Origin of the sequence: Bradyrhizobium sp. 137, assembly GCF_023074095.1 — a bacterium.
Classification (GTDB): Bacteria; Pseudomonadota; Alphaproteobacteria; order Rhizobiales; family Xanthobacteraceae; genus Bradyrhizobium.
Genome location: NZ_JADPKU010000044.1, coordinates 1 through 18,068 on the forward strand (window position 1 = coordinate 1; position 18,068 = coordinate 18,068).

The 18,068-nt window shown below is 63.8% G+C and carries 17 protein-coding genes; 13 read left to right on the forward strand and 4 right to left on the reverse strand.

Annotation, left to right across the window (positions count from 1 at the left end):
* Positions 1–133 precede the first annotated feature (133 nt).
* Both IVA78_RS09180 and IVA78_RS09185 read right to left on the reverse strand, forming a co-directional pair.
* Positions 134–1,678, reverse strand: coding sequence for an acyl-CoA synthetase (locus IVA78_RS09180; RefSeq protein ID WP_247465070.1), 1,545 nt, complete (start codon positions 1,676–1,678; stop codon positions 134–136).
* Between the two features lie 149 nt (positions 1,679–1,827).
* The gene (locus IVA78_RS09185) at positions 1,828–3,000 is read right to left on the reverse strand and encodes an acetyl-CoA C-acetyltransferase (protein ID WP_247277740.1); all 1,173 of its coding nucleotides are present in this window, start codon (positions 2,998–3,000) and stop codon (positions 1,828–1,830) included.
* 154 nt (positions 3,001–3,154) lie between these two features.
* Here IVA78_RS09185 and IVA78_RS09190 point away from each other — a divergent pair, with 154 nt between their 5' ends.
* From IVA78_RS09190 to IVA78_RS09225, 8 genes are all read left to right on the forward strand, one after another.
* Entirely contained in the window at positions 3,155–3,814 is a 660-nt protein-coding gene (locus IVA78_RS09190) for a TetR family transcriptional regulator (RefSeq protein WP_346275290.1), read from the forward strand.
* Between the two features lie 53 nt (positions 3,815–3,867).
* Positions 3,868–4,626 carry an SDR family NAD(P)-dependent oxidoreductase gene (locus IVA78_RS09195; protein WP_247277738.1) on the forward strand — a complete coding sequence of 253 codons (759 nt, stop codon included), beginning with the start codon at positions 3,868–3,870 and terminating at the stop codon, positions 4,624–4,626.
* 180 nt (positions 4,627–4,806) lie between these two features.
* Positions 4,807–5,613, forward strand: a complete 807-nt coding sequence (locus tag IVA78_RS09200) for an enoyl-CoA hydratase-related protein (RefSeq protein ID WP_247277737.1) — start codon at positions 4,807–4,809, stop codon at positions 5,611–5,613.
* A 43-nt stretch (positions 5,614–5,656) separates the two neighbouring features.
* A complete protein-coding gene (locus IVA78_RS09205) occupies positions 5,657–7,528 on the forward strand; it encodes an AMP-binding protein (RefSeq protein WP_247465075.1) in 1,872 nt (623 codons plus the stop codon).
* 98 nt (positions 7,529–7,626) lie between these two features.
* Positions 7,627–8,754, forward strand: coding sequence for an acyl-CoA dehydrogenase family protein (locus IVA78_RS09210; RefSeq protein WP_247277735.1), 1,128 nt, complete (start codon positions 7,627–7,629; stop codon positions 8,752–8,754).
* A 117-nt stretch (positions 8,755–8,871) separates the two neighbouring features.
* Entirely contained in the window at positions 8,872–10,119 is a 1,248-nt protein-coding gene (locus IVA78_RS09215; RefSeq protein ID WP_247277734.1) for an acyl-CoA dehydrogenase, read from the forward strand.
* A gap of 133 nt (positions 10,120–10,252) precedes the next feature.
* Positions 10,253–11,497 carry an acyl-CoA dehydrogenase gene (locus IVA78_RS09220; protein WP_247417163.1) on the forward strand — a complete coding sequence of 415 codons (1,245 nt, stop codon included), beginning with the start codon at positions 10,253–10,255 and terminating at the stop codon, positions 11,495–11,497.
* A 137-nt stretch (positions 11,498–11,634) separates the two neighbouring features.
* Positions 11,635–12,333, forward strand: coding sequence for a nitroreductase (locus IVA78_RS09225; protein ID WP_247465077.1), 699 nt, complete (start codon positions 11,635–11,637; stop codon positions 12,331–12,333).
* A gap of 90 nt (positions 12,334–12,423) precedes the next feature.
* Here the strand turns inward: IVA78_RS09225 and IVA78_RS09230 are convergent, their stop codons facing one another.
* Positions 12,424–12,972 (reverse strand): sigma-70 family RNA polymerase sigma factor, encoded by a 549-nt coding sequence (locus IVA78_RS09230; protein ID WP_008543571.1) that lies wholly within the window; start codon positions 12,970–12,972, stop codon positions 12,424–12,426.
* Positions 12,972–13,205, reverse strand: a complete 234-nt coding sequence (locus IVA78_RS09235; RefSeq protein ID WP_247277731.1) for a NepR family anti-sigma factor — start codon at positions 13,203–13,205, stop codon at positions 12,972–12,974. Before IVA78_RS09235 ends, IVA78_RS09230 begins: the two co-directional genes overlap by 1 nt.
* Positions 13,206–13,434: 229 nt before the next feature.
* On the opposite strand from IVA78_RS09235, the gene IVA78_RS09240 reads away from it, so the two are divergent.
* From IVA78_RS09240 to IVA78_RS09260, 5 genes are all read left to right on the forward strand, one after another.
* Positions 13,435–14,241, forward strand: coding sequence for a response regulator (locus IVA78_RS09240; RefSeq protein ID WP_247277730.1), 807 nt, complete (start codon positions 13,435–13,437; stop codon positions 14,239–14,241).
* A gap of 136 nt (positions 14,242–14,377) precedes the next feature.
* Positions 14,378–14,977 (forward strand): nuclear transport factor 2 family protein, encoded by a 600-nt coding sequence (locus IVA78_RS09245; RefSeq protein WP_247417162.1) that lies wholly within the window; start codon positions 14,378–14,380, stop codon positions 14,975–14,977.
* A 265-nt stretch (positions 14,978–15,242) separates the two neighbouring features.
* Entirely contained in the window at positions 15,243–15,677 is a 435-nt protein-coding gene (locus IVA78_RS09250; RefSeq protein ID WP_247299152.1) for a hypothetical protein, read from the forward strand.
* A gap of 114 nt (positions 15,678–15,791) precedes the next feature.
* Positions 15,792–17,669 (forward strand): molecular chaperone HtpG, encoded by a 1,878-nt coding sequence (gene htpG / locus IVA78_RS09255; protein ID WP_247465081.1) that lies wholly within the window; start codon positions 15,792–15,794, stop codon positions 17,667–17,669.
* 118 nt (positions 17,670–17,787) lie between these two features.
* Entirely contained in the window at positions 17,788–18,066 is a 279-nt protein-coding gene (locus IVA78_RS09260; RefSeq protein ID WP_247277726.1) for a DUF3551 domain-containing protein, read from the forward strand.
* The last annotated feature ends 2 nt before the right edge of the window (positions 18,067–18,068 follow it).

An 18,068-nucleotide genomic window follows, 5' to 3' on the forward strand; every position in this document is an offset into this window, starting at 1 on the left:
GGCGCGTAGCGCCGGGGTGGGGTAATCTCTCCACTAGAGCAGTGCTCGTGTCGATTGATCACCTCACCCGGCTGCGCATTCCGCTTCGCTGCATGCGCATCGACCCTCCCCCTCCAGGGGAGGTGAGCGGCCCCTAAATCTTCGCGGCCGTCTTCGGCCAATATTTGTCGCGCAAGTGCCGCTTCACCAGCTTGCCGGTCGGCGTGCGCGGCAGCTCGGCTTCGAAATCGATCGAGCGCGGGCACTTGATGGCGGAGAGGCGGTGCTTGCAATAGGCGATCAGGTCGGCTTCGAGTGCTTTGCCGGCACGGCTCATGTCGTGCGGTTGCACCACCGCCTTCACCTCTTCGCCCATCTCCTCGTTCGGCACGCCGAACACGGCGACGTCGGCGACCTCGGGGTGGGTGATGAGCACGTCCTCGGTCTCCTGCGGATAGATGTTCACGCCGCCGGAGATGATCATGTAGGATTTGCGGTCGGTGAGGTAGAGGAAGCGGTCCTTGTCGAGATAGCCGACGTCGCCGAGCGTCGACCAGCCCTTGGCGTTGTAGGCCTTCTTCGTCTTCTCGGGGTCGTTGTGATAGGTGAAGGCCGGCGCGTCCGCGAAATAGACCGTGCCAATCTCGCCCACCGGCTGCTCCTCGTCGTTCTCGTCCAGAATCTTGATCGTGCCGACCACGGCGCGGCCGACGCTGCCGCGGTGCTCCAGCCATTGCTGCGAAGTGCAGACCGTGACGCCGTTGCCTTCCGAGCCGGCGTAATACTCGATCAGGATCGGTCCCCACCATTCGATCATCTTGGCTTTGACATCGACAGGGCAGGGCGCGGCGGCGTGGATCGCGCCCTTGAGTGTGGAGACATCGTATTTGGTGCGCACCTCGTCCGGCAGCTTCAGCATGCGCACGAACATGGTCGGCACCAGCTGCGACTGCGTGACCTTGTATTTTTCGACCAGCTTCAAAAATTCCTCGGCGTCAAAATGCTCCATGATGATGGAGGTGCCGCCGAGCACGATCGCCATCATGTTGAAGCGCAACGGAGCCGCGTGATAGAGCGGCGCCGGCGAGAGGTAAGTGCTTTCGGCGTTCATGCCGCACATGTCGGCGCAGAGCACGCGCAGAAACGGATTCGGCTCGTCGATCGCTTTGCCTTCGAAGGCCTTCTTGACACCCTTGGGCCGCCCGGTGGTGCCGGACGAGTAGAGCATGTCGTAGCCGGCGACCTCGTCTGCGATTGGCGTCGTCGGCTGCGCGGCGGCTTCGTTGTCGTAGGAGCGGAAGCCCGGTGAGGGCTCGTCCATCATGTAGAAGATCGGCTCGCCGGCGGCGCCCCTGATCAGGCCATTGATCTGGTCGGCGCATTTCGGTGTGGTGATGACGACCTTGGCGCCGCAATCCTTCACGATGTAGTCGATCTCGTCCTGCTTCAAATAGCGGCTGATCGCGGTGTAATAGAGCCCGCTGCGTTGTGCGGCCCAGCAGATCTCCATGAAGGCGAGCCGGTTCTCCATTAACAGCGCGATGTGGTCGCCGGCCTTCAAGCCAAGCGAGCGGAACAGATGCGCGCCCTGGTTCGAGAGCTCGTCGAGCTCGCGATAGGTGATCGCCTTGCCGCTGCCGGCCATTCGATAGGCGCTCTTGTTCGGCGTGGTGCGGGCGTGGATGGAGGGGTGAGTCATGTCTCTGCTTGTTCAGTTAGGTGTGGCGTTCCCCGGACGCAGCGCATCGCGCAGTGGTGCGCTGCTGATCCGGGGTCCACTGTGAGGCATGGGCCCCGGCTCTGCGCCGCCGCGCTTCACGCTGCAGCGCGACCGGGACACGCGAAGGCTTACAGCCGCTCCACGATCGTCACGTTGGCCATGCCGCCGCCCTCGCACATGGTCTGCAGGCCGTAGCGCTTGCCGCGCTGGTGCAGGGCGTGGACTAGCGTGGTCATCAGCTTGGTGCCGGAGCCGCCGAGGGGATGGCCGAGCGCGATGGCGCCGCCGTTGACATTGAGACGCTCCGGGTCGGCGCCGGTGGTCTTCAGCCACGCGGTCGGCACCGAGGCGAAGGCCTCGTTGACCTCGAACAGGTCAATGTCACCAATTTTCATGCCGGCCTTCTCCAGCGCGCGCTTGGTCGCGTGCAGCGGGGCGTCGAGCATGATGACGGGATCACCGCCCGTCATGGTCATGTGATGGATGCGGGCGAGCGGCTTGACGCCGAGCTGCTTAAGGCCGCGCTCGTTCACCACCATGACGCCGGAAGCGCCGTCACAGATCTGGCTGGCGCTGGCCGCGGTGAGCTTGCCGTTCTCGGCGATCAGCTTGACGCCCTTGATGCCGTCGAGACTGACGTCGAAGCGGATGCCCTCGTCGATGTGATGGGTGTCCTTGCTGCCGTCCGCACGGGTGATCTCGAGCGGCACGATCTCCTTCTTGAAGTGGCCGGCCTGGGTGGCCGCGATCGCGCGCTGATGGCTGTTGTAGGAATATTCGTCGAGCTCATCCTTGGAGAGGCCGTACTTCTCCGCCATCATCTCCGCGCCGGTGAACTGGCTAAAGACGATGTTGGGATACTTCTTCTCGATGCCCGGGCTCTTGTAATTGCCAAAACCGTTCTTGGCCGGGAGCTGTGACGACAGGCCCATCGGCACCCGCGTCATCGATTCCACGCCGGCCGCGATCACGACGTCCATCGCACCGGACATCACGGCTTGCGCGGCGAAGTGCAGCGCCTGCTGCGAGGAGCCGCACTGGCGGTCGATCGACGTGCCCGGCACGCTCTCCGGCAGTTTTGAGGCCATCACCGCATTGCGCGCGACGTTGTTGGACTGCTCGCCGACCTGCATCACGCAGCCCATGATCACGTCCTCGACCTGGGCGGGATCGACCTTGGTGCGGTCGACCAGCTCGTCCAGCACCTTGGCGGCGAGATCGGCCGGATGCCAGCCGGCGAGGCGGCCTCCCTTGCGCCCGCCCGCGGTACGCGCAGCGGCGACGATGTAAGCCTCGGCCATGTCGGTTTTCTCCCTGAATTTCTTGATTGGGGTTGGTTGTCGGGGAGGGATTTAAGGGGCGCGAGATCGTTTAGTCAATCGATCAATTAACTCTTGTGATGCGGCGCGGCTTGGGCTTATCTGCGCGCCTCACGAGGCATGTTCAGGGATCTCTGTGGCTACCAGCGTACCGACCAAGCTCCCCAGCGGGAAGAATTCCACGGCAGAGAAATTGCTCGTGGCCGCAAGCGAGCTGATGATCGAACGCTCCTCGATCGAGATCTCGCTCTCCGACATCGCGCAGAAGTCGGGCGCCAACGCCGCGTTGGTCAAATATCACTTCGGCAACAAGGACGGCCTGCTGCTGGCACTGCTCGCGCGCGATGCCGCAACCGAGCTGTCCAATCTCGAATACCTGCTGGCGCAGCCCATCACGCCGACGGCGAAGCTGAAACTGCACATCGGCGGTATCATCCGCGCCTATTACCGGTTCCCCTACATGAACCGGCTGATCCACTATCTGCTGCACGAGACCAATGCGAGCTCCGCCGACGAAGTCTCGAAGTTCTTCGTGGCGCCGCTGCTCGACTTTCACCGCCGCCTGCTCGCCGAGGGGGAGCGAACCGGCGAATTCCGCGCCACCGATCCGGTGCTGTTCTACACCAGCCTGATCGGCGCCTGCGACCATCTGTTCTTCGGCCGGCACGCGATGTCGCGCGCGACCGGGGTCGGCCCGGTCACCGACGAAGTCTGCCGGCAATACATCAAACACATGGAAACGCTGATCTGCGGCGGCATCCTCGCGCAAGCCGAGGAAGCTGTCGCGGCCGGGTGATCCGGCCGAACTTTCAAGTCCAGAGAAGAAACGCCCAAGGAAAGGTACAAGCGATGCAGTTGAAAGACGTAGCCGTTCTCATCACCGGCGGCGGTTCGGGGCTTGGTGCCGCGACCGCCCGGGCCATGGCCGCCAAGGGCGCCAAGATCGGCGTGATCGACCAGAGCAAGGAAAACGCCGAGAAGGTTGCTGCCGAAGTGAAGGGCGTCGCGCTCCATGCCGACGTCACCAGCGAAGAGCAGATCAAGGCAGCGATCGCCAAGGCAGAAGCCGCGCATGGCGTGGCGCGCGTACTGATGAACTGCGCCGGCATCGGCGGCTCGCAGCGTATCGTCGGCCGCGACGGCGTTTACCCGCTGGAAAAGTTCGCCCGCATCATCAACGTCAACCTGATCGGCACCTTCAACTGCCTGCGCCTGTTCGCCGAGCGCCTGGTCACGATCGAGCCGATCGGCGAAGAGCGCGGCGTCATCGTCAACACAGCCTCGGTCGCCGCTTACGAAGGCCAGATCGGCCAGATCGCCTATTCGGCCTCGAAGGGCGGCGTCGTCGGCCTGACGCTGCCGGCCGCGCGCGACCTCGCCAGCCAGAAGATCCGCGTCAATACCATCGCGCCCGGCCTGTTCTTCACGCCGCTCTTGATGGGTCTCAACGAGGAGGCCCGCAAGAGCCTGGGCGCCCAGGTGCCGCATCCCTCACGCCTCGGCGACGCCAACGAATACGGCATGCTCGCCGTGCACATCGTGGAGAACCCGATGCTGAACGGCGAGACCATCCGTCTCGACGGCGCCATCCGCATGGCGCCGCGGTAAGGCTCTCTTCCCTTCTCCCCTTGTGGGAGAAGGTGGCGCGAAGCGCCGGATGAGGGGTCTCTATCCGCGGACGCAGACCCCTCACCCGAGCGAACTCGTGGCTACCGACGTGCATGCCCTCTCCCACAAGGGGAGAGGGCACAATAATAGGCACCTCCCGCGCGCATGCACGAGGCCCCCATGTCCCGACCGCTGCTGATCGAGCATGATGACGGCGTTGACCGGGTGACGCTGAATCGTCCTGAAAGCCTCAATGCGCTCGATCCGGCGCTGATCGATGCGCTCAACGTCTACTTTCAGGGGCTTCAGCGCAACCGCGACACGCGCGTCGTGGTGTTGCGCGGCGCCGGCACGAATTTTTGCGCGGGCCTCGATCTCAAGGCCGCGATGGCTCGTCGCGCCGGCCAGCAGGAGCCGCCTGGCGTTACCGAGTCGCTGGATTCGCAGCGGCGCATCGCCGACATCGTGATGTTGATGCGGCGCTGTCCGCAGCCGATCCTGGCGCTTGTGCAGGGCGCCGCGGCCGGCGGCGGCTTTGCGCTGGCGCTTGCCTCCGACATCCGCATCGCCACGAAATCGGCGCGCATGAATTGCGCTTTCATCAAGCTCGGCCTCGGCGGCTGCGACATCGGCACCAGCTATTTCCTGCCGCGGCTCGTCGGGGTGTCGGTGGCGTCCGAGTTGATCCTGACGGGGCGTTTCATCGGCGCCGAGCGCGCGCTCGCGGTCGGGCTCGTCTCGGAGGTCGTCGACGAGGACAAGCTCGATGATGCAGCCGCGCCTTATGTCAACGCGATGATGACGGCCTCGCCCGTGGGGCTGAGTCTCTCCAAGGAATGTCTCAACATGAGCGTCGATGCCGGTTCGCTGGAAGCTGCGATCGCAATGGAAGACCGCAACCAGGTCCTGTGCAGCCGTTCCGAGGAATTTTCGGAAGGCATCAGGGCCTTCCTTGAGAAGCGAAAGCCTGTCTATATCAAACGCTAAAGACAAAGATCCGCCAAGGACAAGAAATTCCGGGAGACGCAAAATGAGTGGAAGCGCGGCGGCGGTGATGACGAAGCCCGCCTTTCGCAAGGTCGAGTGGCTCGCGCGCGACATCGCCGTCGAGCGCCGCGGCGACGGCACGGTGGTGCTGAAGTCGCGCATTCCGCTGCAGCCTTACGAGAAGCACATTCCAGCTTCGCTGGCGAAATGGGCGAAACAGGCCCCCGAGCGCATCTGGCTCGCGCAGCGCGGCGGAGTGAATCGCGAATGGCGCAAAGTGTCCTATGGCGAAGCCAAGCGCACCGTGGATGCGCTGACGCAAGCGCTGCTGAACCTCAAGCTCGAGGGACGGCCCGTCACGATCCTCTCCGGCAATTCGATCGAGCACGCCCTGATGACGCAGGCCACGATGCAGGCGCGCGTTCCGGCGGCTCCCGTGTCGCCGGCCTACTCGCTGATGAGCCACGATCACGTCAAGCTGAAATATCTGTTCGATTTGATCCAGCCGGCCGTGGTGATGGTGCAGGACGGCCCGATCTTCGAAAAGGCACTGAAGGCGGTCGACCTCACCGGCGTTACCGTCGTTCACGTCGCGCGCCCCTGCGATGGCATCAAGAGCGTCGGCTTTGCCGAACTCGCCGCAACGCCGGTGACCGCCGAGGTCGAAGCGTCGGTTGCACAGATCACGCCCCAGACCATCGGCAAGCTGCTGTTTACCTCCGGCTCGACCGGCATGCCAAAAGCCGTCATCAACACGCAAGCGATGATGTGCGCCAATGCGGCGATGATGATGCAGGTGCGACCCCGGGATCCCAGCGGCCCGATCTCGACCATGCTGGACTGGATGCCCTGGAACCACACCATGGGTGGCAATGCGGCGTTCCACCCGATCCTCGTCGATGGCGGCACACTCTATATCGATGACGGCCGGCCGGTGCCGGGCCAGTTCGAAGAGACGCTGCGAAACTTGCGCGAGATCTCGCCGACCTATTACGCCAACGTGCCGGCCGGCTATGCTGCGTTGGCGGCGGCGATGGAGAAGGACGACGCGCTGTGCCGCTCGTTCTTCAAGAACCTGTCGATCATGGCCTATGGCGGCGCGCGCCTGCCGGACGATCTCTACGATCGCATGCAGGCGCTCGCGGTGAAGACGACCGGTGAGCGCATCGTGTTCTACACCGGCTGGGGCTCGACCGAGACCGCGCCGACCTCGACCGGCACGTATTGGGAGACCGAGCGCGTCGGCCTGATCGGGCTCCCGTTCCCCGGGGTCGAATTGAAGATGGTGCCGTGCGGCTCGAAATACGAACTTCGCCTGCGTGGCGTCAACGTCACGCCCGGCTATTTCGGTCAGCCTGAGCTGACGAAGAAGATGTTTGACGAGGAGGGTTTTTACTGCATCGGCGATGCCGGCATCTTCGTCGACGAGAAGGATCCGGTGCAGGGCATCATCTTTGCAGGGCGCGTGGTGGAGGATTTCAAGCTCACTACGGGCACCTTCGTGCACGTCGGCTCACTCCGGACCGATGCGATCGCGGCCGCAACGCCCGTCGTGCATGACGCGCTGGTCGCGGGACAGGATCGCCCGTTTATCGGCCTGCTGGCCTGGCCGAACCTGCACGCTTGTCGCCAACTCGTCGGCAATCCCGGCCTGAGCTTTGCGGATGCGGTCAGGCACCCCGAGGTGATCGCTTGCTTCAGGCGCGGGCTGGAGACGCACAACCGGGAATGCGAAGGCGCCAGCAGCCGCATCATCGCGCGTGCCATGCTGATGGCCGAACCGCCCTCCATCGACGGCAACGAGCTCACTGATAAGGGCTACATCAACCAGCGCGCCGGCTTGGAGCGCCGCGCAGCGCTGGTGGAGCGGCTTTATGCGGATGAGCCGGATGAAGATGTGATCGTGCTGCGATGAATGCGCAACACTCTCAACCTCGTCATTCCGGGATGGCCAAAGGGCCAGGTCCGGAATGACGGCTTCAATGAGTACGACGAATAAAAAGGTAGCCCGCCATGAACTTCGATTTCTCCGACGACCAGAAGCAGCTCCGCGACCAAGCGCGCAAATTCCTCACCGAAAAGTGCTCGCCCAAGGCCGTACGCGTCGTCCTCGACGGCAAGGCGTCCTATGACAAGGAGTTGTGGAAGGGCCTTGCCGAAATGGGGTTTCTCGGCGTCGCGATCCCGGAAGAGTTCGGCGGTGCGGGCGCCGGCCATCTCGAGCTCTGCGTGATCGCGGAGGAAATGGGACGCGCGAACGCGCCGGTGCCGTTCTCCTCAACTGTTTACCTCGCCGCCGAAGCGCTGCTGATCGCCGGCAGTGACGCGCAGAAGAAAAAGTGGTTGCCCGCTATTGCCTCGGGCGAGGCGATCGGCACGCTGGCGCTGTTCGAAGGCAAGGGCAATCCGTCGCCGAAGAATGTCAAGCTGGCCGCTTCGAATGGCGCGCTCAACGGAGTCAAGAAGCCGGTCGCCGACGGCGCCATCGCCAATTTCGCGGTGGTCGCCGCGCGCACAGGATCGAGCGGACGTGAGAATGACATCTCGCTGTTCCTGGTCGATCTCAGGGCCGGCGGCGCCGAGGTGAAAAGCCTCACCAACCTCGATCCGACCCGTGGGCAGGCCGAGATCACCTTCAAGGACTGTAAGGCCGAGCCGCTGGGGGGCATCGGTGAGGGTTGGAGCATCCTCACCCAGGTGCTCGACCGCGCCGCGGTGCTGTGCGCGTTCGAGCAAGTAGGCGGCGCCGACCGCGCCCTGGAAATGGGCCGCGACTACGCGCTCGACCGCATCGCCTTCGGCCGGCAGATCGGCTCGTTCCAGGCCGTAAAGCACATGCTCGCCGACATGTATGTCTCGGCGACGCTGGCACGCTCCAACAGCTATTACGGTGCCTGGGCGCTCTCGACCAGCGCAGCCGAATTGCCGGAAGCCGCCGCCGCCGCGCGCATCAGCGCGACGCAGGCGTTCCAGCACTGCGCCAAGAACAACATCCAGGTTCACGGCGGCATGGGTTTCACCTGGGAGTTCGACTGCCACATGTACTACCGCCGCGCCAACGCCATGGCGCTCGGGCTCGGCAGCCTCACCTATTGGGAAGACCAGTTGATCGACCGCATGCGGAAGAAGAACGCGGCGTAACGTTGTCGTCATTCCGGGCGCCGCAAAGCGGCGAACCCGAAATCTGGAGATGAGTGAATAACATCGAGATTCCGGGTTCGCGCTACGCGCACCCCGGAATGACAGAGAGAAAGAGCCATGAACTTCGACGACACCCCGCAAGAGGCCGCATTCCGCGCCACCGCCCGCGCATGGATTGATGCGAACGCGCCCAAGCAATACGAAGAAGAGCTGCGCAAGTCCTCGCTCGGCCGCACCCAGCTCAGGAACGCGAACATTCTCGAGGTCGCAAAGGCCTGGCAAAAGAAGAAGGCCGATGCCGGCTGGGCCTGCCTGCACTGGCCGAAGGAGTACGGCGGCCGCGGCTCATCGCCCATCGAGCGCGTGATCTGGCAGCAGGAGGAGGGCCCGTTCGGAAAGCTCTCCCACATGTTCATCATCGGCCACGGCATGTGCGGGCCGACCATGATGGCATTTGCGCGCGAGGAACATAAGCGCACCTATCTGCCGCCGCTCGCTTCCGGCGAGAAGGTCTGGTGCCAGCTCTTCTCCGAGCCGGCCGGCGGCTCGGACGTCGCGGGGCTTCGTACTCGCGCGGAGAAGGACGGCGATGAATGGGTCATCAACGGCCAGAAGATCTGGACATCAGGCGCGCATTATTCCGACTACGGCATCCTCTTGACCCGCACCGATCCGACCGTGCCTAAGCACAAGGGCCTCACCATGTTCTTCCTGGACATGAAGAGCCCGGGCGTCGAGGTCAGGCCGATCAAGCAGGCGAGCGGCGCGTCCGATTTCAACGAGGTCTATTTCACGAATGTCCGCATCCCCGACCACCAGCGCCTCGGCGAGGTCGGTGACGGCTGGAATGTCTCGCTGACCACGCTGATGAACGAGCGCATGTCGATCGGCGCAGGCGTCTCGACCGGCTTTCCGGAGCTGTTCGAATATTGCTCCAGCCTGATGCTCGACGACGGTCCTGCGATCGATGATCGCGCCGTGCGCGCGAAGCTGGCGAACTGGGCGGTGAAGGCGAGCGGCCTGCGCTACACCAGCATGCGCGCGATCTCGGCGCTCTCGAAGGGCGAGCGGCCGGGGCCGGAGAATTCCATCGGCAAGCTGGTGGCAGGCTCGATGATCCAGGACGTCGCGACCTACGCGCTGGACTTGCAAGGTGCGGCTGGTGTCGTCAGCGGTCCAGAGGATGCCGAAGTCGCGGGCCGCTTCCAGGCGATGCTGCTGCGTGCACCGGGTACGCGCGTCGAAGGCGGCACCGACGAGATCATGCGCAACATCATCGCCGAGCGGGTGCTGGGCCTGCCGGGCGACATCCGTGTCGACAAGGACGTGCCGTTCAACAAGATCCCGACAAAGGGAAGAGGTTAATCATGTCCCGGAGGCGGTGCGGTACGAAGTGCCGCTCCGCCGCGCCGGGACCCCGAGCTACAATGGGCCCCGGCTCGAGAGCGCACCGCTTTGCGCTGCGCAGCGTCCGGGGCAGGGAGAGGAGAGTTCGAAGATGAATTTCGACGACACCCCGCAAGAGGCCGCATTCCGCGAGACCGCGCGCAAATGGGTCGAGGCCAACGCGCCGAAGGAACTCCATGCCGAGTTGTCAAAATCTTCGCTCGGCCGAATCCGCCTCGCCAAGCAAGACATCGTCGATGTCGGCAAGGCCTGGCAGAAGAAGAAGGCCGAAGGTGGCTGGGCCTGCCTGCACTGGCCGAAGGAATATGGCGGCCGCGGCGCGACGCCGATCGAACGCGTCATCTGGCAACAGGAAGAGGGCGTCTACGGCAAGCTGACGCAACCGTTCCAGATCGGTGAAGGTATGTGCGGCCCGACTGTGATGGCCTTCGGCAGCGAAGATGCCAAGCGCCGATACTTGCCGAAGCTCGCCTCTGGCGAGGAGATCTGGTGCCAGCTTTTCTCGGAGCCGTCGGCCGGCTCCGACGTTGCGGGCCTCCGCACCCGTGCCGAGAAGAAGGGCGATAGCTGGGTCGTCAATGGCCAGAAGATCTGGACCTCGGGCGCGCATTATTCCGACTACGGCCTCTTGATTACGCGCACCGATCCGAATGTGCCGAAGCACAAGGGCCTCACCATGTTCTTCCTGGACATGAAGAGCCCGGGCGTCGAGGTGCGTCCGATCAAGCAGGCCAACGGCATGCAGGAGTTCAACGAGGTCTATTTCACCGACGTCGTGATCCCCGACAGCCAGCGCCTCGGCGCCGTCGGCGAGGGCTGGAGCGTGTCGCTGACCACGCTGATGAACGAGCGCATGTCGATCGGCGCGCGGCTCGCAACCGGCGTGCCTGAGATATTCGAGTTCTGCTCGAATCTGATGCTGGAGGACGGGCTTGCGATCGACGATCCCGCCGTGCGTTCGAAGCTCGCCAGTTGGGCCGTGAAGGCGAGCGGGCTGAAATACACCAGCTACCGCGCGATCTCGGCGCTGTCGAAGGGCGAGCGACCGGGCCCGGAGAATTCGATCGGCAAGCTGGTCTCGGGCATGATGCTCCAGGACATCGCGACCTACGCCATGGACCTCCAGGGCGCTGCCGGTGTTCTCACAGGCAGCGACGAGGAGACGGCGCAGGGCCAGTTCCAGCAAATGCTGCTGTCCTCGCCCTCGATGCGCATCGCCGGCGGCACCGACGAGATTTTGCGCAACATCATCGCCGAGCGGGTGCTAGGTCTGCCGGGCGACATCCGCGTCGACAAGGATGTGCCGTACAACAAGATCCCGACCAAGGGACGGTGATCTCACGCCTCGCGGTATCTCGTAGGGTGGCAAAGCGAAGCGTGCCCACCCTACGCAGATGCTCAGGGGTAAGTTTGCCGGTGGGCAGGGCGCTATCGCGCCTTTGCCCACCCTACGAGGACAACGCGAGCTGATCCATGGACGCACAAGTGAAACAAACCGACCGCATCGGCGTGCTTGAAGAGTTGCTCAACGAGCGCTACTCCGTTCGCGCTTTCCTCCCCAAGGAAGTCGACCGCGCCACGATCGAACACGTGCTGAAGACGGCGCAGCGCACGGCGTCCTGGTGCAACAGCCAGCCCTGGCAGGTCGTCATCGCCAGCGGCGCGGCCAAGGAGCGCTTTCGCCAGGCGATCTACACGGAAGCCTCCGGCGGTCTTGGCGACGATTACGATTTCACCCCGCCGCGCGAATATGTCGGGGTCTATCTCGAACGCCGGCGCGAAAGCGGCTTTCAGCTCTACAACACGCTCGGCATCGCCCGCGGCGACAAGGCGGCCTATGCCAGGCAGGCACTGGAGAACTACAATTTCTTCGGCGCGCCGCATGTCGCGATCATTCACACCAACGAGCCGCTCGGCATCTATGGCGCGATCGATTGCGGCGCCTATGTCTCCAACTTCATGCTGGCCGCGCAGGCGCTTGGGCTCGGCACCATTCCGCAGGCGGCGCTGGCACGCCATTCCGGTCTGATCCGCCGCCACTTCAGCCTGCCCGACGATCGCCGGATCGTCTGCGGCATCTCGTTCGGCTATGCCGACCACGCGCACAAGGTCAACAGCTACCGCACCTCGCGGGGGAGTGTGGCCGATAGCGTGATCTTCGTGGACGAGTGATCGGCGCTGCGAGCTTGGCACCATCGGCGACGCATAAAGGCGGCCGCGGAAGCGGCCGCCTTTGTCTGTCTCACCCAGTTGACGCCGCCGTCAGCCGCCGCTGCCGCCGATCACGGCCCGCACGGTCTCGTCGGGCCCAAAGTCCTCGGCGCCCTCGACATAGAGCAGCGCGGCGAGCTTCGAGCGGGCGCGGTTGACGCGGCTCTTGATGGTGCCGACGGCACAGCCGCAGATCGAGGCCGCATCCTCGTAGGAGAAGCCGGAGGCGCCGACCAGGATCAGCGCTTCACGTTGGTCCTGTGGAAGCTTGTCGAGCGCCGTACGAAACTCCTCGAACTCGAGATGCGCATTTTGTGACGGTTGCGTCTTCAGCGTCTTGGCGTAGTTGCCTTCGGCGTCCTCGACCTCCCGCCGCCGCTTGCGATAGTCGGAGCGGAACAGGTTGCGCAGGATCGTGAACAACCACGCCGGCAGGTTGGAGCCAGGCTGGAACGAATCGATGTTGGCGAGCGCGCGAAGCAGTGTCTCCTGCACCAAATCGTCAGCGCGGTCCGCATTGCCGCTGAGCGAGATCGCGAACGCGCGCAGACTCGGCACGGCCGCCAGGATGTCGTTACGCAGGGAGTCGGTGAGAGGCATTAATCCCTCCCATTGCTGTTGTCGTTGGATCCGCCCTCATTTTCCACTTGGGAAGTCGCTCCTTGTGCATCAAGCTTCTTGATCAGTTCAGCGAACCGATCCGGAACCCCCTGCCGCACCACATCGTCGTACATGGCGCGCAGCTGATGCCCGATCCGGGATTGGATCTCCGGAGTGAGCCCTCCCTTGCCGGGGGTCGTGCTTTTGCTGGCTTGAGACTTGAGATCTTTCATGACCTGTTCCACGTTTCCCCGAGTTAAGTGACTGTAAAATCGAGAAATTTTCTCAACCGGGAGCCGTTCCCTGGATAGGCACAATGCGAGCTGCGAGAAAAAGTTCCGCGCAATGCGGAACTTTTCTGAAGCTGAGGCGTAAACAGCCGAGCAGGGGAACCCGGGCCCCCCGCGTAACGCCTGACCTAAGGGTGACCTCAAGGCTGGCCCGAAGATGAATGGAGTGGGGATGTCCCGTTCACAGCTCGTTGCTGAACACTTGCCGCTGTTGCGCCGGTATGCACGCGCCCTGACGGGCAGCCAGGCCTCCGGTGACGCCTATGTCGCGGCCATGTTGGAAGCCATGCTTGGCGATCCGTCGGTGCTCGACGAAAGCCATGGGCCGCGCGCCGGCCTGTTCCGGCTGTTCACCCAGATCTGGAATTCGGTCTCCGTCAACGATGATGCCGAGGTGACGACACTGCCGATGCCGCCGGAGCGGCGGCTGTCGAACATCACACCCCTGCCGCGGCAGGCCTTCCTGCTGCTCTCGCTCGAGGGCTTTTCGGAAGAGGAAGTCGCCTTCATCCTCGGCACCGACGTGAGCGAGACGCGGCGGCTTGCGGACGCTGCTGGACGCGAGATGGCGGCCGAGATCGCCACCGACGTGCTGATCATCGAGGACGAGACCTTCATTGCCATGGACCTCGAGAGCCTGGTGAAGAATCTCGGCCACAACGTCGTCGGCGTCGCGCGCACCCATGCCGATGCGGTGGCGCTGGCCAAGAACAAGCGGCCCGGCCTGATCCTCGCCGACATCCAGCTCGCCGACGGTTCGTCCGGCCTGGACGCCGTCAACGAGCTGCTCCGCACCTTCGAGGTGCCGGTGGTGTTCATTACCGCGTACCCCGAGCGATTCCTCACAGGCGAGCGCCCCGAGCCCGCGTTCCTGATCTCAAAACCGTTCCAGCCGGCGATGGTGTCTGCGGTGGCGAGCCAGGCGCTGTTCTTCCAGCGCAATTCGCGCAACCGCACGCCAAAGGCGCCGGCGGCCTGATAGAGGCTCCCGCGCAAGATTGATCCGGCGTGCTGCAAAGGCACGCCGGATTCTTAGTGTTTGCATGCCACGGCTTGACGGGCGTCGAATTGGCCGCTCATACCTCGTGCATCGGACTTCCCTCGGAGGCGTGCACATGGACCAGCAACTCCTCGATCGCCTCGCCATCCGCGACCTCGTCGAGAACTGGGCGGTGTGGCGCGACGCCGGCGACTGGGAGCGCTTTGCCACCGTCTGGCATGATGAAGGCTGGATGTCCGCCACCTGGTTTCAGGGGCCGGCGCGGGATTTCATGCGCGTCAGCCAGGAGGGGTTCGCCAAGGGCGTGCGCATCCTGCATTTCCTCGGCGGCACCAGCATCGACCTCGAGGGCGACCGGGCCATCGCCCAAACCAAGATGACGATCTCGCAGCGTGCCCTGGTGCACGACGTGCTCTGCGACGTCGTCTGCACCGGACGCTTCTACGATTTCCTGGAGAAGCGGCAGGGCGAATGGGGGATTGTCCGCCGCCAGCCGATCTACGAGAAGGACCGGATCGATCCGGTCGATCCCGCCGCGCCGCTTCAGCTCGACCAGAAAGCGCTCGCCGCGCTCCCCGAAGGCTACCGCCACCTCGCCTACATGCAGGAGCTGATCGGCTACAAGGTCAAGCGCGATATGCCGGGCCTCACCGGGCCTGAAGTCGAGAAGCTCTATCGCGAGGGGCGAGACTGGCTGGCGGGGATGGCCAAATAACGCGAAGCAAAAGTGAGCCCCAGACAAAAGTAAGGCGCGACTGGCATCACCACAGTCGCGCCCTACGTCGCCGGCTTATGGGGCAGGGGGGAATAGCCGGCTGCTGAGACGACTCCCGCCCGCGAAAGTCGTTCCACGCCTTGCAAAATATTTTGCGCGGCCGGCGACTTTTTCGCACACGGTTAAGTGATCGTGACGCCCGAGAACCCCTGATCCTTGGTCAGCGTTGTTCCCGCGATCGCCATGGGGCGAGGGATCGACAGCCATGTCACAGACTCAAAAGGCATTTTTAGGCGCCGTCGCAATTGCCGCGACGCTGGGCGCGGTGCAATTGGCCTCCGGCCACGATCTGGCCGACCGTTGGCAGGCGGTCGCCGATATTCCCAGTCACAGCACCAACTACGCGCCAAGCCACAACGTCAACCGAACCGGCAAGGCCGACCGCCTTGGCGAGATCAAGCCGGCACCGGTTCCGACCCGAACCGTGTCGATGCGACTGAATGACCTTGCCGATACGTCGGTGCTGCTGCGGGTGCCGGCGGTGATCGAGACCGGCAATGCGAAGCCGCCGGTGCTGCTCCAAAACCAGAATCAGAGCCTGCAGAAGGCGCGCAGCAAGCCGACGATCGCCTGCGAGCCGATGGTCAGCTCTCTGACCGAGATCGCCAAGCTGCTCCAGCCCGGCCGCTGCGTGACCTGATCTGGGCATTCGTCCAGTCAAGGCAGGCTCTGCCGCGCCCCATCACATCCTCTTGATCCGCCGTGTCGTCGCGCTATATCCGGGTTCCTCCCTTTGATTTGACCGGGTAAGCGCATGACGACGTCAGATACGGCTGTGCATACGCAGCCTTTCCAGGCCGAAGTTTCCGAACTGCTGCACCTCATGGTGCACTCCGTTTATTCGGAAACCGATATCTTCCTCCGCGAACTCATTTCCAATGCCTCCGATGCCTGCGACAAGCTGCGCTACGAGGCGATCGCAAATCCGGCGCTGCTGGGTGACGGCGAGGCGCTCAAGATCCGCATCATCCCGAACAAGACAGCCGGAACGCTCACGGTGGCGGACAATGGCATCGGCATGGAGCGACAGGAGCTGATCGATCATCTCGGCACCATCGCCCGCTCCGGCACCAAGGCGTTCGTGTCGAAGCTGAAGGAAGCCAAGGACGGCCTTGGCCTGATCGGTCAGTTCGGTGTCGGCTTCTATTCCGCCTTCATGGTCGCCGAGAAGATCGTCGTGATCAGCCGCCGTGCCGGTGAGAGTGACGTCTGGAGCTGGACGTCCTCCGGCGGCTCCGGGTTCGAGATCGCCCGTGCCAGTGACGAGGACGCGGCACGCGTGGCGCGCGGCACCGAGATCGTCCTGCACCTGAAGGAAGACGCGAAAAAATACCTCGAGACCTACGAGATCGAGCGCATCGTCGGTGCCTATTCCGACAACATCCTGTTTCCCATCGAGCTCGTGCCTGGTGAGGGCGAGCCGCGCCAGATCAATTCGGCAAGCGCGCTGTGGCAGCGCTCGAAATCCGAGCTGACCGCAGACGACTACAAGAAGGCCTATCAGCAGATCGCCTCCGCCTTCGATGATCCCGCGGTGACGCTGCATTACCGCGCCGAAGGCCGTTATTCCTACGCCGTGCTGCTGTTCGCGCCGTCGACGAAACCGTTCGACCTGTTCGAGCCGAACCGCAAGGGCCGCGTCAAGCTTTACGTCCGCCGCGTCTTCATCACCGATGATGCCGATCTGTTGCCGGGCTATCTCCGCTTCATCCGCGGCGTCGTCGACAGCGAGGATCTCCCGCTCAACATCTCCCGCGAGATGCTCCAGAACAATCCGCAGCTCGCGCAGATTCGCAAAGCCGTGGCGACTCGCGTCGTGTCCGAGCTCGAAAGCCTCGCCGAGAAGGATCCGGAGAATTTCGCCAAGATCTGGGATGCCTTTGGCGCCGTGCTGAAGGAAGGCATCTACGAGGATTTCGAACGTCGTGAAAAGCTGCTGGCGCTGTCGCGCTTTACCACGACGTCGGGTGAGAAGCGGTCGCTGAAGCAGGTGATCGCCGATTTCAAGCCGAACCAGACCGAGATCTACTATCTCGTCGGCGACAGCATCGAGCGGTTGAAGTCCAATCCGCGGCTTGAGGCCGCGACCGCTCGCGGCATCGAGGTGCTGCTGCTGTCCGATCCCGTCGATGCCTTCTGGACCTCGATGCCCTCGGAATTCGAGGGCAAGCCGCTGAAATCGCTGAGCCAGGGCGATCTCAACCTCGACCTGATCCCGCGCGTCGACGACAAGGACGAGGCGAAAAAGGATGAGCCTGAGGCGGATGAAGCCGCCACTATCGCGGTGATCAAGGCCGCCCTCGGGGAGCGCGTCAGCGACGTCAAGGCCTCGACGCGGCTCACCAGCTCGGCCTCGTGTCTCGTCGCCGACAGCCAGGGTCCGAGTCGCGAACTGGAGCGCATCCTGGCGCAGCAGAATCGCGGCATGAAGACCAAGGCGATCCTCGAGATCAATCTGCGCCATCCGATGGTGGGCGCGATCACCAAGGCGCAGGCGGGCTCGAAGGTGGTCGATGATCTCAGTCTCCTCCTGCTCGAACAGGCGCAGATCCTGGATGGCGAATTGCCGGAAGATCCGGCGGCGTTTGCGGCCAGGCTCAACCGCCTCGTGCTGCAGGGGCTCGGCGGCTAGTTTGCTCCACTCACCTTGCCGTCATCTGTCCCTGGGAACAGTCGCCTCTTGCGTGGTGTTATGCCATATGAGGCGGCTGGCATCCGCGCCGGCGCCTGACCAATTCGAGGATTTCGCCATGCGTCTGTCAATCTTGATGCTCATCGCGGTCTTCACGGTGCTGGGCGCGTCAGATGCCAGCGCCCAGACCTATGATCCGCGATACCCGGTGTGCATGCACGTCTATACGCCCGGCGGCTTCACCGGTGGCGGCGGTGACTATTTCGACTGCTCGTTCACCTCGCTGCCGCAATGCCGCGCCACGGCGTCGGGCCGCTCGGCCAGCTGCGACGTCAATCCCTATTACGCCTTCGATGAACCGCCGCCGCCGCGCCGCCGCCACAAGAAGGTGCACTAGCG